Source organism: Allobaileyella intestinalis (assembly GCF_009695865.1).
GTDB lineage: Bacteria > Bacillota > Clostridia > Peptostreptococcales > Anaerovoracaceae > Allobaileyella > Allobaileyella intestinalis.
The window spans coordinates 155,269-180,703 of record NZ_VUNB01000003.1; the positions used below are offsets into that span (position 1 = coordinate 155,269).

The 25,435-nt window shown below is 46.7% G+C and carries 20 protein-coding genes; 19 read left to right on the forward strand and 1 reads right to left on the reverse strand.

Annotated features, from left to right (window positions below):
* Positions 1 to 32: 32 nt before the first annotated feature.
* The 13 genes from mnmG to FYJ66_RS04250 all read left to right on the forward strand — a co-directional run bounded on the left by mnmG (position 33) and on the right by FYJ66_RS04250 (position 16,130).
* Positions 33 to 1,970, forward strand: a complete 1,938-nt coding sequence (gene mnmG, locus FYJ66_RS04190) for a tRNA uridine-5-carboxymethylaminomethyl(34) synthesis enzyme MnmG (protein WP_235897354.1) — start codon at positions 33 to 35, stop codon at positions 1,968 to 1,970.
* A complete protein-coding gene (rsmG, locus tag FYJ66_RS04195; RefSeq protein ID WP_154572260.1) occupies positions 1,948 to 2,787 on the forward strand; it encodes a 16S rRNA (guanine(527)-N(7))-methyltransferase RsmG in 840 nt (279 codons plus the stop codon). Before mnmG ends, rsmG begins: the two co-directional genes overlap by 23 nt.
* 281 nt (positions 2,788 to 3,068) lie before the next feature.
* The gene (locus FYJ66_RS04200) at positions 3,069 to 3,839 is read left to right on the forward strand and encodes a ParA family protein (RefSeq protein WP_154572261.1); all 771 of its coding nucleotides are present in this window, start codon (positions 3,069 to 3,071) and stop codon (positions 3,837 to 3,839) included.
* Positions 3,839 to 4,795, forward strand: a complete 957-nt coding sequence (locus FYJ66_RS04205) for a ParB/RepB/Spo0J family partition protein (protein WP_154572262.1) — start codon at positions 3,839 to 3,841, stop codon at positions 4,793 to 4,795. Before FYJ66_RS04200 ends, FYJ66_RS04205 begins: the two co-directional genes overlap by 1 nt.
* A complete protein-coding gene (locus tag FYJ66_RS04210) occupies positions 4,792 to 6,657 on the forward strand; it encodes a DHH family phosphoesterase (protein WP_235897355.1) in 1,866 nt (621 codons plus the stop codon). Before FYJ66_RS04205 ends, FYJ66_RS04210 begins: the two co-directional genes overlap by 4 nt.
* Before the next feature lie 23 nt (positions 6,658 to 6,680).
* Positions 6,681 to 7,127 (forward strand): 50S ribosomal protein L9, encoded by a 447-nt coding sequence (rplI, locus tag FYJ66_RS04215; protein ID WP_154572263.1) that lies wholly within the window; start codon positions 6,681 to 6,683, stop codon positions 7,125 to 7,127.
* Between the two features lie 192 nt (positions 7,128 to 7,319).
* On the forward strand, positions 7,320 to 8,687 hold the full coding sequence (dnaB, locus tag FYJ66_RS04220) for a replicative DNA helicase (protein WP_154572264.1): 1,368 nt from the start codon (positions 7,320 to 7,322) through the stop codon (positions 8,685 to 8,687).
* A gap of 79 nt (positions 8,688 to 8,766) precedes the next feature.
* Positions 8,767 to 10,269 carry a DnaD domain protein gene (locus tag FYJ66_RS04225; protein ID WP_154572265.1) on the forward strand — a complete coding sequence of 501 codons (1,503 nt, stop codon included), beginning with the start codon at positions 8,767 to 8,769 and terminating at the stop codon, positions 10,267 to 10,269.
* On the forward strand, positions 10,239 to 12,107 hold the full coding sequence (locus FYJ66_RS04230; RefSeq protein WP_154572266.1) for a peptidoglycan DD-metalloendopeptidase family protein: 1,869 nt from the start codon (positions 10,239 to 10,241) through the stop codon (positions 12,105 to 12,107). The genes FYJ66_RS04225 and FYJ66_RS04230 overlap by 31 nt, the downstream gene beginning before the upstream one ends.
* An 84-nt stretch (positions 12,108 to 12,191) precedes the next feature.
* On the forward strand, positions 12,192 to 12,545 hold the full coding sequence (locus tag FYJ66_RS04235; protein ID WP_206156990.1) for an FtsB family cell division protein: 354 nt from the start codon (positions 12,192 to 12,194) through the stop codon (positions 12,543 to 12,545).
* A gap of 32 nt (positions 12,546 to 12,577) precedes the next feature.
* Entirely contained in the window at positions 12,578 to 13,150 is a 573-nt protein-coding gene (gene rnmV, locus FYJ66_RS04240; RefSeq protein ID WP_338071131.1) for a ribonuclease M5, read from the forward strand.
* Complete coding sequence (gene rsmA, locus FYJ66_RS04245) at positions 13,147 to 14,028, forward strand: 16S rRNA (adenine(1518)-N(6)/adenine(1519)-N(6))-dimethyltransferase RsmA (RefSeq protein WP_154572269.1); 882 nt, start codon at positions 13,147 to 13,149, stop codon at positions 14,026 to 14,028. The genes rnmV and rsmA overlap by 4 nt, the downstream gene beginning before the upstream one ends.
* Positions 14,025 to 16,130 carry an LTA synthase family protein gene (locus FYJ66_RS04250; RefSeq protein WP_154572270.1) on the forward strand — a complete coding sequence of 702 codons (2,106 nt, stop codon included), beginning with the start codon at positions 14,025 to 14,027 and terminating at the stop codon, positions 16,128 to 16,130. The genes rsmA and FYJ66_RS04250 overlap by 4 nt, the downstream gene beginning before the upstream one ends.
* Positions 16,131 to 16,239: 109 nt before the next feature.
* Here the strand turns inward: FYJ66_RS04250 and aroB are convergent, their stop codons facing one another.
* Positions 16,240 to 17,355 carry a 3-dehydroquinate synthase gene (gene aroB / locus FYJ66_RS04255; RefSeq protein ID WP_154572271.1) on the reverse strand — a complete coding sequence of 372 codons (1,116 nt, stop codon included), beginning with the start codon at positions 17,353 to 17,355 and terminating at the stop codon, positions 16,240 to 16,242.
* A gap of 416 nt (positions 17,356 to 17,771) precedes the next feature.
* Here aroB and rho point away from each other — a divergent pair, with 416 nt between their 5' ends.
* Genes rho through proC form a run of 6 tightly spaced genes read left to right on the forward strand, consistent with a single transcriptional unit; the run spans position 17,772 to position 25,312 of the window.
* Positions 17,772 to 19,274 carry a transcription termination factor Rho gene (rho, locus tag FYJ66_RS04260; RefSeq protein WP_154572272.1) on the forward strand — a complete coding sequence of 501 codons (1,503 nt, stop codon included), beginning with the start codon at positions 17,772 to 17,774 and terminating at the stop codon, positions 19,272 to 19,274.
* Between the two features lie 9 nt (positions 19,275 to 19,283).
* Complete coding sequence (locus tag FYJ66_RS04265) at positions 19,284 to 20,303, forward strand: DUF1385 domain-containing protein (RefSeq protein WP_154572273.1); 1,020 nt, start codon at positions 19,284 to 19,286, stop codon at positions 20,301 to 20,303.
* A 1-nt stretch (position 20,304) separates the two neighbouring features.
* Positions 20,305 to 22,638 (forward strand): peptide chain release factor N(5)-glutamine methyltransferase, encoded by a 2,334-nt coding sequence (gene prmC / locus FYJ66_RS04270; protein WP_154572274.1) that lies wholly within the window; start codon positions 20,305 to 20,307, stop codon positions 22,636 to 22,638.
* A gap of 47 nt (positions 22,639 to 22,685) precedes the next feature.
* Positions 22,686 to 23,768, forward strand: coding sequence for a D-alanine--D-alanine ligase family protein (locus tag FYJ66_RS04275; protein ID WP_154572275.1), 1,083 nt, complete (start codon positions 22,686 to 22,688; stop codon positions 23,766 to 23,768).
* Between the two features lie 25 nt (positions 23,769 to 23,793).
* Entirely contained in the window at positions 23,794 to 24,483 is a 690-nt protein-coding gene (locus FYJ66_RS04280) for an L-2-amino-thiazoline-4-carboxylic acid hydrolase (RefSeq protein WP_154572276.1), read from the forward strand.
* A 34-nt stretch (positions 24,484 to 24,517) separates the two neighbouring features.
* Positions 24,518 to 25,312 carry a pyrroline-5-carboxylate reductase gene (proC, locus tag FYJ66_RS04285; protein ID WP_154572277.1) on the forward strand — a complete coding sequence of 265 codons (795 nt, stop codon included), beginning with the start codon at positions 24,518 to 24,520 and terminating at the stop codon, positions 25,310 to 25,312.
* Positions 25,313 to 25,435: the final 123 nt, after the last annotated feature.

Sequence of the window (25,435 nt, forward strand, 5' to 3'; positions counted from 1 at the left end):
ACCAGTACAGAATACTGAGTGTATATTGAAATATGAAGATAACAGATGATTTTACAAATTACTCGCTGATGGGGTCTTATGACACCATTGTTATAGGAGCAGGACATGCAGGATGTGAGGCAGGACTTATTTCGGCAAGAATGGGCATGAAGACCCTTCTTCTCTGCATGAATCTTGAGGCGGTGGCCATGATGCCATGCAATCCGTCTATTGGTGGAACTGGCAAGGGCCATCTGGTTTGTGAGATTGATGCTCTTGGAGGCGAGATGGGAGTCAATATCGATAAGACTTTCATCCAGAGCAAGATGCTTAACACTTCAAAAGGCCCTGCAGTTCATTCTCTTAGAGCCCAGGCAGACAAGAACAAATACCACCTGGAGATGAAGAAGACCATTGAGAGAGAACCGAATCTTTATCTTAAGCAGGCTGAGGTTACCGATATTGTCTTCGACGGAAATAAAGCAGCCGGTGTAGTTACCAGAACAATGGCCTGGTATCAGTCTAAGACAGTAATCATTGCTACAGGTACTTTTCTGGGAGGAAAAATCTTTATTGGTGATTCCGCATATTCCGGGGGACCGTCAGGTCTTGCTTCATCAGATATTCTTTCACGAAATCTCTACGAAGAGGGTTTTGACCTCAGGAGATTCAAAACCGGAACACCGGCACGTATGCTGAGAAATTCCCTTGATTTTACAAAGATGAAAGTTCAGAAAGGGGACAGCACCATTGTTCCGTTTTCGTTCATGAACGAGGGAAAAGATATTGGACCTAACAAGGTGGACTGCTGGCTTTCCTATACCAATGAGGACACACACAAGATAATCCTGGATAATATCCACAAAAGTGCCATGTATTCAGGAAACATAACAGGAGTAGGCCCCAGATACTGTCCATCTATAGAAGATAAGGTCTCCAGGTTCAGAGACAGAAAGAGACATCAGCTTTTTGTTGAGCCCGAAGGCCTGGATACTGATGAGATGTACATTCAGGGAATGTCCACCAGCCTTCCTGAAGATATACAGGAGGAGTTTTATCATACAATAGCTGGACTTGAAAAAGGAGAGATATCAAGGCCGGCATATGCTATTGAATACGACTGCGTAAATCCTCTGAGCCTCAAACCAAGCCTTGAGAGCAAGAAGTTCAGCAACTTGTTCTGTGCCGGACAGTTTAACGGAAGCTCCGGATATGAAGAGGCTGCTGCTCAAGGATTGATGGCTGGAATTAACTCCGTGCGCAAGATAAAGAATCTTACGCCTCTGGTTCTCAGAAGAGACCAGGCATATATTGGTGTTCTTATTGACGATCTGGTTACCAAAGGAACAGATGAACCATACAGAATTCTAACTTCAAGGGCAGAGTACAGGCTTCTTCTCCGCCAGGACAATGCGGACAAGAGGCTAACTCCAATTGGATATGAATACGGCTCTGTCAGCCAGGAAAGATATGACAGGTTTCTCAGAAAACAGGAGAGAATCTCTGCTGAGTTGAAAAGGCTGAAACACAAGAAGGTGGAGATGAGCGTCCTGAGAGGTTTCCTTGAATCTATTGGAGCACCTGAATCCAAAGAAAATCAGACATTTTATGATTTGCTAAAGAGACCTGAAGTGAGATATGATTACCTTGAAAGCATCGATAGTGACAGGCCTGAACTGACAAGAAACGAAATCACGGAAATTGAGGTTGAAATAAAGTATTCGGGATATATTTCAAAGCAGCAGTCCAGCGTGAAGAAGATGCGCCAGCTTGAAAACAAATCTATCCCTGCAGACATAAACTATGATGACATAAGAGGGCTCAGGCTGGAGGCTGTTGAGAAGCTTAAAAGTATTGAGCCAGATACTGTTGGAAGGGCCAGCAGAATTTCCGGAGTTAATCCGGCTGATATAAACGTGCTTCTGGTTTATCTGGAGAAGATGAACCGGCTTAACAGGAGACAAAATCATGATCAATCAGAAGAAAATTGACGAAGAACTTATGAAAGAAAAGTTCCGAACAGATGTTCTTGATAAAGACCTGTCTGAGTTTGAGATTGATTTTTCCATTCTTAATAAAAATGACAGCGAGGCCCGTATCAGATCCAAGGAGACTATTGATCAGCTCATTAACAGATATGGCAATGATTGTACTGTCCGCATGTGTGCATATATGAATGCCATACTTGCTTGGAACGAGAGGTTGAATCTCACTGCGGTAGACAACAGAGATGATTTTCTTCAGAAGAATATAGTAGATTCCCTTTCTGTTAATGATGTGTATGAATTCACTTCCAGTACCAGGGTTCTGGATCTGGGGACAGGTGCAGGTCTCCCAGGTATTCCGCTGGCAATCACCAATAAAAACTCACAGTTTGTCCTTGTGGATGCTGTGAGAAAGAAACTGGCTGTTGTGAATGAGATTGCAGAGGATTTATCCCTTTCTAATGTGGAAGTTATCCATGGAAGGGCTGAGGATCTGGCCAGAATGGATGAAATGAGGGAGTCCTTTGATCTTTGCGTGACCAGAGCCGTTGCTGCAGTCAATATTATTGCTGAGTGGTGTCTTCCTTTCGTTAAGACCGGCGGCCTTATGATCGCTTATAAAGGAGAAAAGGCAGAAGAAGAATGCCGGGCAGGGCAGAAGGCGGTGAAGATTCTCGGAGGTGAAATTGAGAAGATAATTCCAGTTCATTCAGATGATCCTTCCATGACCATGCACCAGCTGGTTTTAATCAGAAAAGTTAAGCCTTCACCGGCAAAGTATCCGCGAAAGGCCGGTACTGCCAGAAAGACTCCTATCAGATAAGTCTTTAATTTGATGTTGTAATTTTATTAATGCCATTTTGGTAATTGATTTAAGTCATCTTCTTCATAACCAAATGCAGAAGGTGACTTTTTATTATTGTTTCACGTGAAACATATTTTTTCGGGAAATATTCCTGTATAATAGTTAACTGTGACCGGAAGAAAATATGAGAGATGACCACACGACTGTTCAGAATGTTTCACGTGAAACATTCTGAAAAATGGAAAAGAAAGTGCGGTTGTTGTATAATCAAACCCAGTCTCATTAACGGAGGAAATTATATGGCTAAAGCTATCGCTATCTTCAATCAAAAGGGAGGCGTGGGGAAAACCACCACTAACATAAACCTCAGCGCCTGCCTGGCTATCAGTGGGAAAAAGGTTCTTGTTGTGGACATTGATCCCCAGGGAAATACAACCAGCGGAATTGGAATAACGAAGAGAAATCTTGAATACTCTCTTTATGACGTTCTGATCAATGATGATTTTGACGTAAAAAAAGCGATACTGAAAACAAAGACAAAGAATTTAAGTATTCTTCCTGCCAGCGTAGATCTTTCAGGAGCTGAGATAGAACTGGTAAACATTGAAGGAAGGGAGAAGAGACTGAAAAAAGCAATCGATAAGCTGAGGGATGACTACGATTATATTTTCATAGACTGTCCTCCTTCACTGGGACTGCTTACAATCAACTCCCTTACAGCTGTGGACAGCGTGCTCATACCAATTCAGTGCGAGTTCTATGCTCTGGAAGGTGTAAGCCAGCTGATGAACACCATTGAGCTGGTTAAGAAGAATATGAATCCGGAATTGAAAATTTCAGGAGTTATTCTCAGCATGTTCGACGGACGAACAAACCTTTCTATTCAGGTGGTTAACGAAGTAAAGAAATATTTCGGACCTCTTGTATTCAGCACAGTCATTCCGAGAAACGTAAGGCTTGCAGAAGCACCGAGTTACGGAATGCCTGTAGTAAAATATGATCCAAGTTCCACAGGTGCCAGGGCATACAAACAGTTTGCAAAAGAGTTCCTGAAGAGAGAGGAGCAGTAATGGCTAAGAGAAAAGGCGGTCTGGGAAGAGGTCTGGATGCTCTTTTTGCAGATGCAGCTCCGGTAATTCCAGACCAGGCGGAAGAAGATCTGGAAGCGAGAATAGACAGCTTGTCGAGGCCTGCTGAAAAGCCTTCTGCAGCAGTTGCAAAGGAAAATGATTCCGATGAAGACAGAGTTCTTTATATTGACATCGACGATATTAAGCCAAATCCATCTCAGCCGAGAAAGACTTTTGACAGAGAAAAACTGCAGGATCTAGCGGATTCTATTAAAGAAAACGGCGTTATTCAGCCTGTAGTAGTAAGAAGGAAAAACCAGTATTTCGAGCTTGTAGCCGGGGAGAGAAGATGGAGAGCGTCCAGGCTGGCAGGGCTTAAGCAGGTTCCATGTCTCATCAGAAATTTTGATGAGAAGCAGAACATGATTGTTGCAATAATTGAGAATATGCAGAGAGAGGATCTTGATCCTATTGAAGAAGCAGCAGGCTTAAGGGAGATGATCCATAAATTCGGTTTTACCCAGGCAGAGGTAAGTAAATCTGTGGGAAAAAGCCGTGCATATATTGCAAATTCAATGAGACTGCTGAAACTTCCTGACGAAATACAGAATATGATCAGTGAGGGCAAACTTTCTGCCGCCCATGGAAGAACCATAATAAATGTGGAAAACAAAGCCAGGCAGAAAGAAATAGCCAATAAGATCGTAAAAGACGGGCTGTCAGTAAGAGCAACTGAAAGGCTGGCTGAGAAGATAAAAGACGATGACAGGCCGGAAAGAAAGAAGCGTAAAACATCCAGACCGGTAGAAATCACAACCATTGAAGATGAACTTAGAACTTTAATGGGAACGAAGGTAAGAATAACCGGAACGGAGAAATCAGGAAAGATAGAGCTGGAATACTACAGCCTTGATGAGCTTAACAGGCTTATCGAATTAATGAGGAGCGTCAAATGAGCAGCCAGGATCAGAATAACAACTCAATAGATGAGAATATTCAGGAAACGGCTCCTTTGAAGAAAGAAGCACCTGAGTCCATGTCATTTCTTGACAGAATACCTTCTGCTGCATGCCTTGTAGGCCCGGATGACGCTGTTATCTACGCCAACAACCAGATGGCTTCGGTATTCACATACAGCAACATTGAAGACAGCAACTTTTTTGCACTTACAGGAGTAAGGAGAAAGGAACTTCTGGATGCTCTTGGAGCACCGGAATCCAGCCAGCCTATAATAGAACGGAGCGACAAGTACTTCGAGCTTCATACAGATGGAGATGCAACTCTGGACGGAGAGATGGTAGTATACTTCTACGACGTTACAGAAAGGGAACATCTCCGGATCAACTATAATGAGGAAAAGATTGTTCTGGCCTATATCTCCATAGATAACTACGACGAGTTGATGTCCAGCATTACTGAAGACAGCAAGCTGGCTGTTCCTACTGAAGTAGACAGAATCCTGAGGAAATGGGCGGAAAAATATAACGGCTCTATTGAGAGCACCGGAGATGATACGTACGTAATGACCCTTTTCAGAAGGGACGCTCAGAAGATAATCGACACTAAGTTCGAAATTCTTGACAGAATAAGAAAAATAGAAGCGAAGGTGGATTTTCCGGTAAGTATCAGTGTGGGCATGGGCTTTGGCGCAGACACCATTGAGGAAGAAGGGGAGCTGGCAGAAGCTGCCCTTGAACTGGCAATGGGACGAGGTGGAGACCAGGCCGTTGTCAAGGACCGGGACAGAACCAAGTATTACGGCGGAAAACTCCAGTCAATGGAGAAGAACAATAAAGGCAAGTCCAGAATAATTGCCCACGCTTTGAGGCAGCTCATAAGAGATTCCGGCAACGTGCTTATCATGGGCCATAAATGGCCAGACATGGACTCCTTCGGTGCAGCCGTAGGCGCATATAAGATTGCCAGATACTATGATAAGGAAGCCGATATTGTAATCGAAGAATACAACGAGGCACTTCAGGAAATTTTCCATTACGCCCACGAAAGGGAAAGCTATCCTATACTCGACCGGAAAAAAGCCATTGAGATATGCGACAGAAATACCCTGGTAATTGTGGTTGATACCCACAGGCCGGGAAGGGTGGAGTGTCCGGAACTCCTGGATATTGCAGAGAAAGTGGTTGTAATTGACCACCACAGGCTGTCAGAGGATGCCATTGAAAATCCGGTCCTGTCCTATGTTGAGTCATATGCTTCATCTACCAGTGAGCTGATGACAGAAATCATCCAGTACACGGCTAACAGGAAGGTAATCAAGAAATTCGATGCTGAGGCTCTTCTGGCTGGAATAACCGTAGATAGCAACAGTTTTTCAATAAAAACTGGTGTTCGAACCTTCGAGGCTGCGGCATGGCTGCGGAAAGCCGGAGCAGATACTACAGAAGTAAAGAGATTTTTCCAGATGGAAATATCCACATTCCAGATCCGGGCAGATGCCATAGCCAGGGCGGAATATTCGGAGAACGGAGTGGCCTACGCCATTACCGACGGGTATTCTGCAGACGCTCAGGTTATTAACGCTCAGGTGGCTGATCAGCTGTTGAACGTTAAGGGTGTCAAGGCCTCCTTTGCGGCAGGACGAAACAACGCCAACAAGACGGTTATCAGCGGCAGATCCCTGGGAGGAATAAACGTTCAGGTAATCATGGAAAATTTTGCCGGAGGAGGCCATCTTAATTCGGCTGGCGCTCAGGTAGATGATTCGCCGGAGAACGTAATCAGCCAGGTGAAGGAAGTTGTGGATAAATACCTGGACGAACAGAACAAAATGAAAGAAAAGGAAGAAGAGGACCAGTAGGTCTGAGAATAAGAGGTGAGAAAATGAAGGTAATTCTGAAGAAAGATGTAAAGGGCACAGGAAAAGCAGGAGATGTTGTTAAGGTAAGCGACGGTTTTGCAAGAAACAAGCTTATCCCTTCAGGAGAGGCTGTTGAGGCTACTAAGCAGAATATCCGTGCCATTGAAAAAGAGAAGGCTCTGAAGGCTGAGCAGGAGGCTCAGGAGAAGGCAGAGGCACAGGAGATCGCTGCTGAACTGGAAGCAAAGACCATTGTAATTAAGGTTAAGACCGGAGAGGGCGGAAAGCTCTTCGGCTCCATTACCAACAAGGACGTTTCTGAAGCAATTAAAGAACAGACCGGAAGAGATGTGGACAAGAAGAAGATCGAGCTGGCAAACCCAATCAAGCAGGTTGGAAGCTTTACTGTTCAGATCAAGCTCCACAGCGCAGTTACTGCAGAAGTAAATCTGGTAGTAACAGAGAAATAAGAGTAACAATATGGTAAGGAAAAGAATCCCTGCCTGAAAGAAGGAAAGTTGAATTGGTGTACCGCAGTTGTGTACACCAATTTGATGTATACGGGAATATTGCTATTCCATGGGTGTTTACAGGTTAAGAACCATGATAAGCACCTTGTAAGATTGGAAGAGAATTACAAATTTTTTGTGTGAGGCGTATTTATGGCGGAAAATGATAATCAGAGCCCGGTGAAAATCGAACTTCCCAGCGATGTAGAGGCGGAAAAGGCTGTTCTGGGCTCCATGATGAAGAGCAGCGATGCAGTGTCAGACGTAATCGACCTGGTGAAACCAGAAGATTTTTACGTCAAGGAGCATCAGGAAATCTATGCTGCCATGGTAGACATGTACCGGCACAGCGTAAACATCGATATTACAACAGTCCATTCCGAGCTTAAGAAGAGAAAAACTGCTGAAATGACAGGCGGGCTGTCTTATCTGCTGCGCCTGACTTCAGATGCAATAGTCCCGACAAACGCCAGATTTTACGGACAGACAGTTGTATCAAAGGCAAGGCTCAGGGCTCTTATAGGTCAGGCTGATATCATTAAGTCAAAGGCCATAGAAGGAAAGGAACCAGCAGATCAGATACTGGATTTTGCAGAACAGCAGATTTTTGAGATAGCCCAGAGCGGCCAGAAAAAGAACTACGAAGACCTGAACGACGTTCTCATCAGAAACGTAGAGGAACTGCAGAAACTCCAGGAAGAGGGAGGAGATATTACAGGAATAACCACAGGATTCAGGGATCTGGACAAGCTTCTGGGAGGCCTTCAGAGAACGGACCTTGTAATACTTGCCGCAAGACCTGGTATGGGAAAAACTGCTTTTGCACTAAATGTTGCGAGAAACGCTGCGGCAGCAGGAAATTCTGTAATGATCTTCAGCATGGAGATGTCCAGCGAACAGCTGGGAATGAGAATTCTCTCCATGTCTTCTAATGTTGAGATGGAGACACTGAAACACGGAAGTCTCACACCTGAAGACTGGATGAGCGTAGACGCAGCCCTTGACGAATTCGAGGATGTTAACATAAACATTACCGACGCAACAGATATGTCCATTCTGGAAATGAAGAACAAGTGCCGCAGGCTGAAGTCTGAAAAAGGCCTGGATCTCATCGTAATCGACTACTTGCAGCTCATGAGTTTAGGCTACGGCGTGGACAACAGGGTAAACGAGGTCAGCGCCATTACGAGAAACATAAAGATTCTCGCCAAGGAGCTGGATTGTGCAGTAGTCCTTCTGTCTCAGCTGTCCAGAAATTCAGAAAAAAGGCCGGATCACAGGCCGCAGCTTTCTGACCTGAGAGATTCGGGATCAATCGAGCAGGATGCGGACATAGTAATTTTCCTGAAAAGAGATGACTACTATACGGAGGATGACGAGCCTGCGGAAATAGAACCGAACAACACATGCGAGGTAATAATTGCCAAGCACAGAAGTGGTCCTACGGGCACTGTAAATCTGGCTTGGGTGGCAAAATACACGAAATTTGCAAATCTTGAGTACAGGCCTGATGACTTTTAATCACGGGCCCCTTGAGCTTTAATCACTGAAAACACATTAATCTCAGATAAATAACATATTTGAGGAGTAAAATCACAGGATGTCTAAAGGAATAAAACTTCTAAAAAGGGAAAAAAACGATCTGTATCTCCACTCCACAGAACTGGAGAACCTTTTTATCAACGAATTCCTGCCGGCCGCTCCGGGAGACTACGTGAAAATATATATTTTCTGTCTCATGTACGCGGAGAACGGACTGCCTCTTTCTACAGAGGAGCTTCTCAGCACACTTTCCATTGACAGGGAAACACTGGACAATGCCTGGACCTATTGGGAAAAGGCAGGTCTCATAAGAAAGGTGGCTGAGGACAGCAAAAGCACTAACGCCTATTCAGTGGAATTTTTGGACCAGATAGAGAAGCTGTACGGAATGGGAGCCCAGAAGAGCCACAAGTCAGGAGCCGGGCTGGAAGAAACTGGAAGTATCAGTGAGCCTCAGTCCTCAGGTTCAGCCAGAGGAAGTGACGCCCTTATTGACCAGTCTCTCCAGGAAATTCTCATTGAGTGCGAGAACGGCCTGGCAAGACCGCTGAGCACAAAGGAAACAGAGGCAGTAAGAGACTGTATTGACCAGGAAAGAGTGACATACGAGGTCTTTTCCTATGCTCTTGATTACAGCCTGCAGCTGAACAAGAAGAACATTAACTATATCTGCACCGTTGCGGCCAACTGGTCTGGCCACGGATGCAAAACTATAGACGATGTAAAAGAGCTTCTGGCCGATGAAGGAAGGCGGTGGACCTATTACCGTCTTGTTTTCAGAGAAATGGGGTTCAACAGAGCCGCAGCGCCGGGAGATATGGAGATAATGGATTCCTGGCTGGATGACCTGGGATACACTCAGGAACAGGTTCTCCAGGTATGCAGAGAGAAAGCCGGAATGCGGGAGCCTACTCTTAAGTACATGAATGCAGTACTGCGGAACAAGGCTCTGGAAAAAGGTGGAATAAACACCCGGAAGAATTACGGCAACAGCGGAACAGATAAGGCTTCAGCCTCAGCTCAGTGGAAAAAATCCTCTGGCAGCGGAGAGGCTCCGGCAGAACAAAATAATCAGAGAGTTGGTCAGACAGCAGGAGCAAGACAGGAAGAACCAGTAAGCCCGGACTGGAATGGAAGTGGAAAAGCCAGGGACAAAAGAACCATGGTAAGCCGCCGCGTTCTGAAAGAATACTATGAGTACATTAGGCAGAGAGACCGGGATAAGCTGAACGAGAGAATCCGTGAGGTCTGCAGGCGGGAGCCCCTGATGGAAGAGCTGCTGGAACTGGAAAATGGTGTAAATTCAACTAGCCTGGCCGTTGCTGTGAAAGAAGGCAGAGAAGGAAGAGCTGCTGCCAGAAAAAGAAGGCGGCAGATTGAAGAAGAGAAAAAGAAGCTTTTGACTGCCAGGGGATATGCGGAAGATTATCTTGATATGCATTACCTGTGCAGCAAATGTAAAGATACAGGAACAGATGATGAGGGGAGGAGCTGCGACTGCGTAAAGCAGAGGGCAGAAGAAGCATATAGATGGAATATAAGAAGGAACCAGACCAGATAAAAGAAGAAAACAACAACGGGTCCGAGCTCCGGAAGATATCAGGTGACAGAGCATTATGGGCAGCTGCAGCAGCCCGGGCCGAAGAACGGCTTAAAAATCTTGAAAAGGATAACAGCCAGCCTGTAACCGGGTCTGAAAATACTGTGGATACCCGGACGGAACCTGAAACAATCAGCCAGCCTGCAGAGAATCCCGGAAAACCAGAGGTTAAAGAGAAAAATCCTGAGAAGAACAGCAGGAATAAGAAAAAGAAGACAAAAGAAAAAAGAAAGAAAGAGAAAACCAGGAAAACAAAAGAGAATAAGAAGAGGGAAAAGAAGAAATCCCGGAAGAAGAAAAAAGAACAGCCTGGTTTCTTTGGCAGAATAGGGAGAAAGTTTGTTAACGGTGGAGCAGCACTGGTTGAATTTCACGACAGAATTCAGGGAGCCTGCGACAGGTTTTTTGCTTCCATGGGATTCAGCCTCGTTAAGGAGTACGATTCCGTAGTCCGCAGATACAAGAGAAGCAGCCGCCAGATCTACGGAAGCCTTTTTTCCATGTTTATTATTTCCTGCGCAATGCTTCTGGTTTTCGAGCACTTCACTGCCTACCAGTATGCATACAACGGACGGGTGCTGGGATATGTAAAATCTCAGAACGATGTGGTTAATGTGCTGAAGGTTGCAGGCAACAAGCTTTCATCTTCAAACAAGGCTCACATCAAATTCACTGCCAACGATAACATTAAGATGAACAAGGTGTCTGTATTTAACAGAGATATGGACACACCTGATCAGGTGGTAAACAAACTGACATATATGACCGATATAGAGGTTTCAGCCGTTGCCATCTGCCAGGATGGAAAACTCATGACCATCGTCGAGAATAAACAGGCCGCAGATGATGTTATCAAGAGGATAAAAGAATCCTATCAGACCCCTAACGAGGGAATGAAAATTACCAAAACAGATTTCGAGACACCTGTAGACACCAAGGAAGTTCAGGTAATGCTCACCAGTGTGGGCAGCAAGGGAGATGCCCTCCACGATCTGACTGAAGGTGGAACCATCGAGATAAGGCACATAGTAAATGAAGGTGAAACTGTTAACAGCATAGCTAAGGAATTCAACGTTTCTCCTTCAGACATCAAGGACATGGAAACAGGTGAAACTGTATCCAAGGCAGAATCCGGCAGCAGGGTCAGAATTCAGAAGAAAATAGACCCTCTGAAGGTAATAACGATTGAAAAAGGAACCACAACTGAAACTATTCCGTTTGAAACAGAGGAAAAACAGTCATCTGATCTGTACAAAGACGAAACCTACGTACAGCAGGAAGGAGCAGACGGAAGACAGGCCATAACTGGAACTATAACCAAGGAAAACGGCAAGGAAATAAAGAGATATATCTCCAAGAAGGAAGTTATTAAAGAGCCTGTTAAGAAAATCGTCCTCATCGGAACTAAGGAGAGGCCAAAGACCGACCCTACAGGAACCTTTGCAACACCAATACGTGGAGCAACCATTACTTCTGAGTTCGGTGCAAGATGGGGAAGAATGCACGAAGGAATCGACTACGGAGCATCCACAGGAACACCTATTTACGCCTCAGACGGTGGAACCGTAACACTGGCAGGTGTATACGGAGGATACGGAAACTGTGTTGAAATTAAACACAGCGGAGGATATTCCACAAGATACGGTCATATGAGCAGGTTTGCAGTTTCCCAGGGTGAGAAGGTATACCAGGGTCAGGTAATCGGATACGTTGGAAATACCGGAAGAAGTACGGGATCCCACCTTCACTTCGAGGTAAGGCTCAACGGTGTGGCTCAGAATCCGAGAAACTACGTATAGGGAATGGAATAATCAGATTTCTGAAAAAATTACGGTCTCTGCAGCGCAATGCTGCGGAGATTCCGTGATACCAGGGTGGAAATTTTGGCAGAGAGAAATACAAAAGGCGAGAACAAGAGAAAAAAACGAAAGGGCAGAAAGAGAAGAATAAAGCCCTTTACCCTGGCGATAATAATCGTCATTCTTCTGGTGTCCGGAGCCTATGTAAGAAACATTGTCAAACTGGAGATTGAACACCACCAGCTGGTGGAACAGAACAAAGACCTTAAAGAGCAGCGGCGGAGGCTGAGGATAGAGCTGAAGAATGTAAACAGCCGGGAGTACATTGAAGATCAGGCAAGGAAGCAGCTGAGGCTGGTAGACCCGGACGAAATACTGTTTGTTTTCCCAGATGACAAGAAAAGCAATTCGGACAGCGGCTCAGACAGCACAAACTGACCTGAGACTTAAATAACGGAAGGTTGTTAAAAGTGAAAAATGAAAAGCTTAAAGTATCCCGGGCTATTGTTGTGGAGGGAAGGGATGACGTGGATGTAGTGTCCCGGGCCTGTGATGCCCTCATCATTCCTACCCACGGGTTCGGAATAACTAAGGAAACCTGGGAACTAATTGAAAAGGCATATAAAGAAAAGGGCATAATCATCCTGACAGATCCTGATTTTTCGGGAGAAGAGATCAGGAAGAAGATTACAGCCCGTTTTCCAGATGCTGTTCAGGCGTATCTGCCCAGAGAAAAGGCAATACGGCCATCTGACGGGGATATTGGCGTGGAAAACGCCAGACCTGAAGATGTGATAATGGCCATTGAGAAGGCTCACGGAGTTTCCAGTGTAGATAAAGGGGAACAAGGTGAGCCGGTTACCATGGATCTTCTGATACAGCTGGGACTGGCAGGAGGAGAAGGATCCTCTGAAAAAAGAGGAAGGGCCGGAGCTCTCCTGGGCACAGGCTATGGAAATACGAAAAGCTTTCTCAATAAGCTGAACAGATTTGGAATAACAAGAGATCAGCTTATTGAAGCTGTTGAAAAAGGAAATATATGAGCAGATCTGCAAATTACAGAAAAAAAGGAAAAGGCAATAGGCACAATGGTGGCGGCTTCAGGCACTCAAAAAGCCTGGGGCAGAATTTCCTGGAGGATATGGATATTGTCCGGGAGATCGTAGAAGGCAGCATGGTTGACCGGGACACCGTTGTGATTGAAATAGGTCCTGGTCAGGGGGTGCTCACTGCAGAGCTGGCAGAGGAAGCAGGACGGGTCATCGCTATTGAGTTAGATGACAGGCTGATTCCAGAGCTGAAAGCCCGGTTCATCGCCTACGACAATGTGGAAATAGTCCATGGGGACATTCTTGAAACAGACGTAAGGTCTCTGATAGAGAATGCTGAATCTGAATACGGCCTGACTAAGGCAAGGGTAATAGGCAACCTGCCATACTACATAACTACGCCTATTATCACCAGTCTGATTACTGGGGATCTGCCTATTTTAAGCGTAACAGCAATGATGCAGAAGGAAGTGGCAGACAGGCTTGTTGCGAAACCAGGAACCTCAGGATGCGGAGTGGTTACATACCTGGTTCAGTATTACACTGAGGTGACCAGAATTTGTGAGGCAGGGAGAGAAGCTTTTTATCCGGCGCCGAAGGTGGATTCTACTGTGCTGAGAATGGACATGCTTCCGGAACCCCCGGTTACTGTGAAGAACGAAAAAGTTTTTTTCCAGTGCATAAAAGCCGGCTTCTCACTTAGAAGAAAGACCCTGCTGAATTCCTTGTCTGCCGCGTGGCACATGGATAAAAAGAGGACTGCCCGTATTCTGGAAAAAGGAGGAATAGATCCTGAGAGAAGAGCCGAGACCCTGACAATGGAGGAATTTGCCAGGCTGGCTGACTCAATGGAGGAGGAAAGTAATAGATGAAGAAGAAATTAAAAGGATTTTTTGGAAGGATCTTGGGAGCCGTGAAAAAACTGGCGTTGAAGATTCATGACAAGTACAGGGCGAAGTTCCCCAAGAAGCCGCCGAAGTACTTTGACGACCAGATTCACTACAGAAGCTATGTTTTCAAGCTGATGCTCTGCGCATTCTTCATGTATCTGTTTATTGAAGAATTTGCCAGGATAACTACAAACCCTGTAGGGGGCATACTCTTCCTGTTTCAGCATCCCCTTGTATTCTTCTACAACTGGATGATAATATTCACCACCTTGACCTTGTGTCTGCTCTTCAGGAAAAGAGGTTTCTTCCTCCTGATAATCATGGTCTTCTGGGGACTTCTGGGAATAACAAACGGTGTGATCCTGCTGAAGAGGATGACCCCATTTACCCTTTACGATATGCAGAATGCGGCAGACGGACTGTCTCTGGCGTCAACCTACTATTCCAAGATCCAGATTACACTTACCATCGCCGCCGTTGTCATTGCATTGATTTTGCTGGTGATTTACGCAATCACCTGCCCGAAGTGGGAGAAGGTTAATTACAAAAAAGCCCTCATAACAATAGGCGGAAGCATTGTTATCACCATAGCTTTGACCTTCACTTTCATCAAAACAGGTACACTGGGAACCTTCTTCGGAAACCTGAACTATGCGTATAACGATTACGGTTTTGTATACGGCTTTACCACCACATCGGTAAAACACGGAATAAGCCGTCCGAGAGATTATTCTCAGGAAACGGTAGAAAGCATTCTGAAACAGGATACAAAAAACGGAACAGATACGAAGCTGACCCAGAAGGATGACGATATGAATTATCCTAACGTCATCGTTCTCCAGATGGAATCCTTTACAAGAGCACAAGATTACCACAATATTTCAGTAGACAAGGATCCTACTCCAGTATTCAACGAGCTTATGAAAAATTATTCTACGGGCTGGTTCGAGGTTCCGGCCTGCGGAGCAGGAACTGCAAATACGGAGTTCGAGGTGCTTACAGGAATCAGCGCAAGATTCTTCGCTCCAGGAGAATATCCGTATAAGGGCAAGCTGAGAAAACAGACACTGGAGAGCATGGCCTACGTACTTAAGAGCCATGGTTACACCACAGCTGCAATGCACGACCACAGAGGCCTGTTCTACAACAGAAACGAAGTTTATCCGAACCTGGGATTCGACAGTTTCACCTCAGTGGAATACATGAACAACATCACCAAGACTCCTACTGGCTGGGCCAAGGACGAAGTTCTGACCAACCAGATTATGGATGAAATGGCCAGCACCAAGGGCAGGGACTTCCTCCATGTAGTGTCTGTAGAGGGACACGGAGCTTATCCTACAGAGCAGGTATTCAAGGACCCGTATACCACTGTTAATGCCAAGGATGGCAATGAGGAAACAAAGTGGAAGTATGAATACTATGTAAATGAATGCCACGAGATGGATACCTTTATTGGAAACCTGCTTTCAGAGATCAAGGCCAGCGGTGAGCCTACTGTAGTTCTGATTTACGGAGATCATATTCCAGCCCTTGATATTAAAGAGAAGGACTATGGAACAGGTGACCTTTACCAGACCAGGTACGTTCTCTGGGATAACATCGGTTTGAAAAAACAGGACGAAAATCTGAACGCTTTCGAGATAAGCTCCAGGATTCTGCAGAGAATCGGACTGGCGCACGAGGGAGTAACCTTCGATTACGAACAGACGGCCAACGAGAACTCTCAGGAATACCTGCAGAGGCTGAAAACCCTGTCATACGACATGCTGTACGGTGATAACTACACCTTCGGAGGCAAGAATCCGTTCCAGAGATCAAACATGACCCTTGGATTCAGAAAGATCAAGATCGACGGAATTGTGAAGATAGGAAACAAGTACTATATAACAGGTGAGAACTTCACAGAACACAGTTCTGTAAGCCTGGAGGGCAAGGTGCTGAAAACTACATACCTGAGCCCGACCATGCTGGCCCTCAATCAGAAGGTTGACCAGCAGGATGTTTCCAAGCTGGAGGTCAGCCAGGTAGACAGCAAGGACGATACAGTACTTTCCAGCATTAACTCACTGGAAGAGCTGTAGAGAAACTGGTAATTTACTATAAAGGCGGCGCTGCATTTTACTTATGCAGCACCGCCTTTTGTATAACCTGAAGTCCAGATATATCCGGTCTCATTGATGTGTTTTGAAATTATTGTTCGCCAAATCCCAGCTTTGCAAATTCCTCCAGCTGATCTGCCGGGTATGGTTCCATGTGGCAGGAGCCTGGGGTTTCGGCGACGATAAGGCCAATGGTGTTGTTGCGGATTCTTTTGTCGTGAACCAGGTAGGGAAGAATGTCCTGAACTGTGCAAGGGGGATCTACGGCAAAACCGAAGGATTGAATCAGGTCATGGATTTCATTGGCTGTATGGGCAGAAGTAAGGCCCAGGCCGGCGCAGCCTCTAGCTTCCAGCACCATTCCCATGGCCACAGACTGGCCGTGGGACAAGGAGAACTGGCTCCAGGCTTCTATGGCGTGGCCCAGAAGATGGCCAAGATTGAGAAATCCTCTTTTTCCTTTATCGGTAACGTCGCCGTGGACGTAGAATTCCTTTGTGGTAACTGCCTTTGAGATAACCTGGCTGAGAAGTTCTGTTACAGCCCCTGAGTCGCCGGCTTCCCCGGGACCTTCAGACATTTTTTCCAAAGCATGCCTTAAGAGGTGGATGATTTCTGGTTCTTTGAGAATGCCGTATTTTATGGTTTCGGCGCAGCCGTCCATGAAAACTTCACGAGGCAATGAAAGGAGGAGCTCCGGGTCGCACAATACGAGAGATGGTTCCCAGAAGGCGCCGATGAGGTTTTTGCCCTGAGGCAGGTCGATGGCAGTCTTGCCTCCTACAGATGAATCCACTGCCGCCAGAAAGGTAGTAGGAATCTGTACGCATCTGATGCCCCGCATGTAGGTGGCAGCGGCAAATCCTCCAAGGTCCCCTGCCATTCCACCTCCAAGGGCAACAAGAATATCTGTAGGCTGAAGGCCCTGATCCGCCATTTCCGATACCACCTGGAGATAGGTGGAAGGGTTCTTTGAGGATTCTCCTGCAGGAATCTGGAAAGGGGAAACCTCATATCCTTCGTCAGACAGAGACTGGCACAGGGTTGACATGGCCATGGATGGCAGTGCGGCCACGGTGGAGTCAGTAAGCACAAAGGCACGGCTGCCTCCCAGTGTCTTGGAAATATATTTTCCGGCCTGGGGCAGGAGGCCGGGTTGTATCAGCATTTTATAAGGGCGCTGGCCCCGGATGAGAAGTTCCTTCATGAGCACCTCATTTTCTTGTAATTTTCACGGGTTTTACTTTAATATCCGGCTATAATTTGTATAATAAGTGATAGTAGCACAAAAGGTTTTGTCTGGTAAAGAAGAAACCTGTCTGAAACGCTGATCTATTGTGGACCCGGCCATGGCAGAAGCCACCGGGGCCGCCAGTCATGAAAGATCTGCCTGCAGTGCAGATCCCGCCGGATTAAAACGGTGGTTTCCCTGGATCCGAAGTTGTTCGGACCAGTCTCGAAGATATTTTCCCGGAGATCTCATGAATCGACAAAGATGAACTGATACCCGCAAAAATGCAATTTTTTGTAAATTAACAGGGGACAGTAACCATCAATAGTCCATAAAGAATGACAAAAGAATAATTTTTTTCAAAGAACAGAAAGAACGAAACGGAGTAGAGAATGGCACCAGCTAGAAAGAAAAAAGACACCGAAAGCGCAGTTTCTGAGGCGGAAGTGAAAGAAGCTCAGGAGCAGGGTGTGGAGTCAGAAGATAAGAAAGAAGACAAGGAAAAGGAAAAAAAGCCGGCAAGGCGCCGGGGACGTCCGCGGAAAAAACCGGTGGAACCTGTTGAAGCACCTGAAGAGACAGAAACTGCCAGTATTCCGGATACAGACAGTACCCCTGAGAATGCTGCTGACGGGGGTGATGCAGGTAAGGCAGATGATGCAGATGATACAGCTGAGGCTGCCGGGGAAGAAGAGAATGAGGCCGGCAGCTCCGGTAAAGATGAAAACGGCGAAGAGGACAGGGAAGAAGAAAAGGAAAATGACCAGCAGGAAAGGCCTGTAGTGGAAGGAATCCTGGAAATCGCAGAGGGCGGTTTCGGTTTCCTGAGGTTTAACAATTTTCTGACCTCCGACAAGGACATCTATGTATCACCAGCTCAGATCAGGCGTTTTCGCCTGAAAACAGGAGACAAGATCAACGGAATCTCCAGAAAACCTCACAGAGATGAGAGGTTCGGAGCACTTCTCTATGTGAATACAGTAAACGGGGATGATCCGGGAGTATGCCGCACAAGACCTCACTTCGACGATCTGACACCTGTTTTTCCAAAAGAAAGAATAAGGCTTGAGACCACCAGCATCGAACTGTCCACAAGGCTGGTAGATCTTATTGCACCAGTGGGAAAGGGCCAGAGGGGACTCATCGTTGCCCAGCCGAAAGCAGGTAAAACTGTTTTGCTCAAGAAGATAGCCCACGCTGTAGAGGAGAATTATCCGGACATCGAGCTTATTGTTCTTCTTATTGACGAAAGGCCCGAGGAAGTAACGGATATGAAGAGGTCTCTCACCAGGGGAGAGGTAATATATTCCACCTTCGACGAGCTGCCGGCTCATCACGTAAAGGTGGCTGAGATGGTGAACGCAAGGGCCAAGCGGCTGGCTGAACAGGGTAAGGATGTAATGATCCTTCTGGACAGTATTACAAGACTGGCCAGGGCGTATAATATGGAAGTGCCAAATTCCGGAAGGACCTTGTCTGGAGGCCTGGATCCTGGAGCCCTTCATCCGCCTAAGAAGTTTTTCGGTACTGCAAGAAACCTGGAAGAAGGGGGCAGCGTGACCATACTGGCAACGGCACTGGTAGATACTGGAAGCAGAATGGACGACGTGATTTTCGAGGAGTTCAAGGGAACAGGAAACATGGAGCTGGTGCTTGACAGAAAGCTGTCGGAAAGAAGGATTTTCCCGGCTATAGACTTGAGCAAGTCCAGTACGAGAAGAGAAGATCTCCTTCTGGATCACCAGGAATGGAGGGTTATGAATCTCCTGAGAAGAGCCATGGCAGACGGAAATGCAGCTGAGGTTACTGAAGATATTATCGATAATATTTCTCAGACCAAGAGCAACAGGGATTTCCTTGAGATAATGGAAACAGAGCTGAGACGGGGCAGATAGAATCGAAGTATGGATTTTAAAAAAATTTTTATTTCCGGCGCCAGGCCTACGTCAATAGGGGGGCAGGCGGTAATGGACGGAGTCATGATGAGGGGGCCTGACAGAATGGCCCTGGCCATGAGGCTGCCGGACAACCGGATATACTTGAAGACACAAAGACTTAAAAAACCTGGCATATGGAGGAAGATTCCCCTCATAAGAGGGGTGGTGTCCTTTGTAAGCTCCTTATCCACTGGAATGGGAACTCTTATGGATTCGGCAGATATTCTCGAGAAGTACATTCCAGAAGAGGAGAGGGAAGAGCCGGGAAATTTTGAAAAATGGCTTAATGACCATTTAGGACCGGGGGCCACTTGGAATATAATGATGGCGGTATCAGTTATCATTGCAGTAGTGGTGTCGGTTCTGGGATTCGTGATATTCCCTACGTGGATCGTGAATTTTCTGGGACGATGGATCAGCAGCACCATCTTGCTGAACCTGGTTGAAGGCATTTTCCGAATCGTCCTGTTCGTGCTGTATATTATTGGAATTTCCAGGATGGAAGAGATAAAGGTGATCTTCCAGTATCATGGAGCGGAACATAAGTCCATTCATACCTTCGAGAACGGACTTGATCTGATACCTGAGAATGCAAGGGAATTCACAACCATGCATCCCCGCTGCGGAACCAGTTTCCTGATGTTTGTCATGATAGTAAGCCTGCTGTTGTTTTCCTTCCTGGGCTGGCCTGGACTGGCAGCAAGAATTGCATCCAGGGTTCTGCTGATTCCGGTGATTGCAGGGATCAGCTATGAGCTGCTGAGATGGGCAGGAAAAAGCGATAATATTGTTGTGAGAGTGCTGTCTGTACCGGGGCTTCTCCTGCAGAAGCTCACAACGGCGGAGCCAGAGGACAGTCAGGTTGAAATTGCAATGACAGCACTGAAGGCTGTTCTGACCGGACCGGAAGTTCCGGACAGAGACGGAGTTATTGTGGATCCTGAGGAAGAAACGAAGGAAGAGAATTTTATACCGGAGGAGGATTGAAATGGCTGAGGGCAGAAAAGAAATGGACATTGATCAATGGCTCAGTCTTGAACTTGAGAAAAATGCTCTCGAAGAAGAGACGCAGAAAAAAGCCGAAAAATCAGAACCGGGAACAAAGTATGAAGATTACCTAGGAGTAATGGAGACTTTTGACGACCAGCTCATGAATAATTATTCAGGTAAAAAGAGTGTTCAGGGAAAAACTGACTTCTCGAAAGAGACCGTAAAAGAACCGGAGAATGAAAAAACTTTTGTAAGTGAGAGAAGCGGTTCTCCTGGTAGATCGGCAAGAAACGCAAGAACAGGCATCAGAACGAAAAATCAGACTTCTCCAGGGGCTCCGGGGGTGAGAGCTGCTGAGGAGGCTGCAAGGAAATCCATGACAAGGGCAGAGACCTTGACAACTACAGGGCTCAGGGAAAGAGCTCCGGAGTCGAAGATAACAAAGGCCGGAGACCTTGACGACATCATGGAGGAGATTCGCCGGAAGAGGGAGAAGGACGACAAGGTCGTTACGATGATGATCGAGTCCCAGTCCAGAAGGTCAGCTCCTGTCCTGGACGATGAGGAAGGAAGCAAGACGGAAAAACTCATCGGCAATGCGGTGGACAAGGTGGAGGCAGTTTCCCATGAGACTATAAAGAAATCCAGAGGGAAGCTGGCAAGTCTGTTCAGGAAAATAAAGGATAAGGTGGTGGAGCATCCGGAAGAGGAGGCTCAGGAAAAAGCCTCGGAAAAGGCTCCTGAAAAGAAAAAAGGGGAAGTCCTTCTGGAGAAAACACCTGAAAAGGTCCCAGAAAAAGTTCCAGAAAAGACACCTGAGAAGGCTGTAGAGAAAAATCCGGGAAAAACGCCGGACAAGGCTCAGGGAAAGACTCCGGAGAAATCAGAACCTGTGAAAACAGCTGCAGACCGTCCATCAGAATCTTCAGAGCCATATGCAGGAAAGCACGGCGTAAAAACAGAAAAGTCTGAACCAGCAGAAGAGAAAGCTGCGGAAGAGGCAAGAGCAGTGATCAGAAAAGCTTCTGAAGCCTCGGACAAGCTGGATCCGGAAGAGAAGAAAGATGCCCTTTTCCAGCTGAGAGCCCAGGCTGCAGCCCTGGCAAGGTCCAATGCAGAGGCAGAGGCCAGACTGAGAGAAAAAGAGAGTGTTGTAGATGTCTCAAAGGCCGGGAACCAGAAGAGAAGCAGCGTAACCATGCAGCTGGATGATCTTTTCGGAGATAAATCCGGGGAAGACAGAAATCTGGCAGAGGAGCTGAGAAAAGCAGTGGATGCAGCTGCTGTGGAAGAGCACGAGAAGGTGGACAGCAGGTCTGTTGAGGCCATGAAGAACAGATACGGGGCCAGAGGGCCGGTTCCTGTTCCAGAGGCCAGCGCTGCTCAGATGGCTGCTGCGGCAGAACGTGAAATTGCTGATAAGAAGAGAATGGACAATTTCATGGAAGTAAAGCCTCCTCGCTTCGGAAAGGATCCCCGGACAGTGCGGAATGCCTTGAAGTACGGCAGACAGGAACTTACTTTTATCGAAAACGGACGCCACGACGCTACAGAAATTTTCCGCTACGTCTTCGGCTTCTCCGATAAGGACATCATCCTCAGGAAAGACGAACTCCTTGACGACAAAGCAGTAAGTGAATATGAGAAAATGATTGAAAAGAGGCTCCACGGAGTTCCGCTCCAGTATATCATCGGCGTTCAGGAGTTCATGGGCCTGCCTTTCAGGGTAAACAAGAACGTGCTCATACCGAGACAGGACACAGAGGTTCTTGTGGAGCAGCTTCTGGGCGTAATCAAAGGTGAAGAACTCAGGAATCCGGAAATCCTGGATATGTGCACAGGCAGCGGCGCCATTGGCGTGTCTCTGGCCTATGAACTTTCAGATGCGGCAGTTACCATGGCAGATATAAGTCCTGACGCTGTAAATGTTGCGATGCATAACGCCAGGCTAAACGGAGTATTCCAGAGATGCACTTTTGCTACGGGAGATTTGTTTGAATCTGTGCCGGACTGGAAGAAGTACGACGTAATCGTATGCAATCCTCCTTATATAAGGACAGATGTGATAGAAACTCTGGATCCTGAAGTAAAGGATCATGAGCCGAGAAAGGCTCTGGACGGAGGAAAGGACGGCCTTGATGTCTACAGGCGGATTGCAAAGGAAAGCGGCAGACATCTGAAGCCTCACGGAATCCTGGCCTTGGAAATCGGCTATGATCAGGCGGTAGATGTAGTAACCCTTCTGGGAGAAGGTGGAGATTTTGACGGAGCCCGCATAATAAAGGACCTGGACAACAAAGACAGAGTTATAATCACTAAGAAAAACAAATAAGTAAGAAAACGGTAGTTGAAGGAAAGAGAAAAGGAAAGCAGGACAAAATGAATCTGGCAGTAATTTTTGGTGGAAAATCAACAGAACACGAGGTTTCAAGGCTTTCGGCTGTAAACGTGCTGAAGGCTCTGGAGGGAGACCAGTATGAGGTTTTCGTAATCGGAATCACTAAAGAGGGAAGATGGTACATAACAAAAGCGCCATATGAAGCTATTGCTGACGGCAGCTGGGAAAAGGACCCGTCAAACCGCCAGGTGGTTATTCCCCACGATCCTGTGGTACACGGAATCCTTGTTTTTGACCAGGAAGACAGAGCAATGGCCATCAGAATCGACTGCGTGATTCCTGTGCTTCACGGCGCACACGGAGAGGATGGAGACATTCAGGGACTTCTGGAGCTGGCAGAGATCCCGTATGTGGGCTCAGGAGTTGCAGCAACAGCAAACTCAATGGACAAGTCCATTACGAAGGTTCTTGCGGCACAGACCGGGGTAAGACAGGCAAAGCACTGTGTCCTCCGTCTGAAGGAATACAGAGAGGATCCTGAAGGAGTGGTAATGGACGCATTTACGGCTCACAATGGCCATTTCCCTCTATTTGTAAAACCTTCTTCTGCAGGTTCATCTGTTGGAGCTTCAAAGGCCAAGAACCTGGATCAGCTGAGGGAAGCTGTAGCTGAGGCTTTCAAGTATGACAAAAAGGTTCTGGTAGAAGAAGCTATTGTGGGAAGGGAGATCGAGTGTGCCGTTATTGGGAACAACGATCCAAAGGCCAGCCGTGTAGGCGAAATCCTTTCTGCAGGAGAGTTCTATACATACGATGCCAAGTATAAAAATCCGGAATCAAAGACAAGGGTGGTAGAAGATCTGCCAGATGAAACCATAAACAAGGTGAGACAGTACGCCATTGCCATTTACAAGGCACTGGACTGCAGAGGACTTTCCAGAGTAGACTTCTTCTACAGCAATGAGGGGGAGATTGTTTTCAACGAGATTAATTCTCTTCCGGGATTTACAAACATCAGCATGTATCCTATGCTGTGGGAAGACATGGGAATTTCTCAGCCTCAGCTGCTGGACAGCCTGATTAAGCTGGCAATGGAAGAGCATTCTGACTGGGTGAGAAAATAATAACCGAACAGAAGGGGGTGCAGCAATGGCAATGAGAATTGAGAACCAGGCTGTAATGTTCGCACTTCTCTGCAAATATACTGTAGAGAAGAAGGGAAGCCTGGGAAATCATATCATTCAACAGGGTATGATCAAATACGGCAAGGAGAGAGGCAGGAGGATGGCCGAAAGGGCAAAGGCCAATGGTGATCCCATTGCTCTCTGGACAAACCAGGCTTATGGAGAGTGGAAACCGGATTATCCGGGCCAGATGGAATTTGGAACAGTAGAGAATACGCCGGAATACAAGACCTATATCAGCAAATGCGCCTGGTGCGATGCCTGGAAAAAATACGATCTCCTGGAGTACGGCAGGGAGTACTGCGTAAATGTGGACAAGGCGGTATATGAAGGTTTCTGCCAGGACTTCAAGTGCCTTCCTGAATATCCGACTATGAGCTGGGGCGGCCAGCGCTGCGTATTCAACTGGACCCAGCCCCTGAGCCCGGAAGATCAGGAGAAGGTCAAGGCAAAAAAAGAAGAGCTGGGAACTTCCTGCATGAAGGATTTCGAATATCACACAGCTCACATCTACCACACAATCTCCGGGGCAATCCGAGACGCATTCCCTGAAGATGCTGAGGAAATAATAAGCAAAGCCACTGAAGATTATATTAAACTGTTCGGAGAAGATGAATTCCGGCCCCTTCTCAAATACACACCGGAAGACTTCTGATATTGCAATTCTTATATTAAATGGGGGTGTGAAAATGGGAATTAAATTTGGTGTTATCGGTTTCGGCAACATGGGCGGAGCAATTACAAAAGGCGCAGTAAATGCCGGATACCTTTCAAAGGAAGATGTTTACGTAGCAGACATCAAGGAAGAAGCCCGTCAGAAAGCGAAAGATTTTGGCCTTACTGTAGTAAAAGACGATGAGGAGCTTGCGGCAAAGAGCGACATCGTGCTCATGGCCGTAAAGCCTCAGCAGTACGAGGAGGCAGCTGCTATGACAGGAAAAGCCCTGGACGGCAAGGCCATGCTTTCCATAGTAGCCGGTGTTACTACAGACAGGCTCCAGGCAGGTATAGACGGAACCCCGAGAATCCTCAGGCTTCTGCCTAACACTCCAGCTCTCGTTTATGAAGGAGCCTTTGCACTGAACAAAGGCAACGACTTCACTTCGGAAGAAGAGGCTTTCTCGGAAAAGCTTTTTGCATCTATCGGAACTGTTCTCTGGGTGAAGGAAAGCGACCTTGACGCAGTCTGCGGCCTCAGCGGCGGCGGCCCGGCTTACGTGGCTATGTTCATCGAGGCCTTGGCCGACGGTGGAGTAAAAGAAGGTCTCACAAGAGACGTGGCTTATAAACTGGCAGCTCAGACCGTGCTGGGATCTGCAAAAATGATTCTTGAAACCGGCATGCACCCGGGCCAGCTGAAGGACATGGTAACTTCTCCAGCCGGCACCACCATTGAGGGCTGCGACGCCCTGGAAGAGGGCGGCTTCAGACATGCAGTGATCGACTGTGTGGTAAAAGCCAGCGAGAGATCCAGGAGCTTGTAAAAAGATGGAGCCATACAGAAACGGTGAATAGTAAAATCAACTGGAGATAGTGAGCGGCGGCACGATCCGCCGCTTTTTTGTGTGAGGGATAAACGTGACCGGAGGTAATGGGGAGGATAAATA

Coding starts and splice junctions, on each gene's coding strand:
- mnmG (WP_235897354.1), top strand. CDS start 33: ATGAAGATAACAGATGATTTTACAAATTACTCGCTGATGGGGTCTTAT.
- rsmG (WP_154572260.1), top strand. CDS start 1,948: ATGATCAATCAGAAGAAAATTGACGAAGAACTTATGAAAGAAAAGTTC.
- FYJ66_RS04200 (WP_154572261.1), top strand. CDS start 3,069: ATGGCTAAAGCTATCGCTATCTTCAATCAAAAGGGAGGCGTGGGGAAA.
- FYJ66_RS04205 (WP_154572262.1), top strand. CDS start 3,839: ATGGCTAAGAGAAAAGGCGGTCTGGGAAGAGGTCTGGATGCTCTTTTT.
- FYJ66_RS04210 (WP_235897355.1), top strand. CDS start 4,792: ATGAGCAGCCAGGATCAGAATAACAACTCAATAGATGAGAATATTCAG.
- rplI (WP_154572263.1), top strand. CDS start 6,681: ATGAAGGTAATTCTGAAGAAAGATGTAAAGGGCACAGGAAAAGCAGGA.
- dnaB (WP_154572264.1), top strand. CDS start 7,320: ATGGCGGAAAATGATAATCAGAGCCCGGTGAAAATCGAACTTCCCAGC.
- FYJ66_RS04225 (WP_154572265.1), top strand. CDS start 8,767: ATGTCTAAAGGAATAAAACTTCTAAAAAGGGAAAAAAACGATCTGTAT.
- FYJ66_RS04230 (WP_154572266.1), top strand. CDS start 10,239: ATGGAATATAAGAAGGAACCAGACCAGATAAAAGAAGAAAACAACAAC.
- rsmA (WP_154572269.1), top strand. CDS start 13,147: ATGAGCAGATCTGCAAATTACAGAAAAAAAGGAAAAGGCAATAGGCAC.
- FYJ66_RS04250 (WP_154572270.1), top strand. CDS start 14,025: ATGAAGAAGAAATTAAAAGGATTTTTTGGAAGGATCTTGGGAGCCGTG.
- aroB (WP_154572271.1), bottom strand. CDS start 17,355: ATGAAGGAACTTCTCATCCGGGGCCAGCGCCCTTATAAAATGCTGATA.
- rho (WP_154572272.1), top strand. CDS start 17,772: ATGGCACCAGCTAGAAAGAAAAAAGACACCGAAAGCGCAGTTTCTGAG.
- FYJ66_RS04265 (WP_154572273.1), top strand. CDS start 19,284: ATGGATTTTAAAAAAATTTTTATTTCCGGCGCCAGGCCTACGTCAATA.
- prmC (WP_154572274.1), top strand. CDS start 20,305: ATGGCTGAGGGCAGAAAAGAAATGGACATTGATCAATGGCTCAGTCTT.
- FYJ66_RS04275 (WP_154572275.1), top strand. CDS start 22,686: ATGAATCTGGCAGTAATTTTTGGTGGAAAATCAACAGAACACGAGGTT.
- FYJ66_RS04280 (WP_154572276.1), top strand. CDS start 23,794: ATGGCAATGAGAATTGAGAACCAGGCTGTAATGTTCGCACTTCTCTGC.
- proC (WP_154572277.1), top strand. CDS start 24,518: ATGGGAATTAAATTTGGTGTTATCGGTTTCGGCAACATGGGCGGAGCA.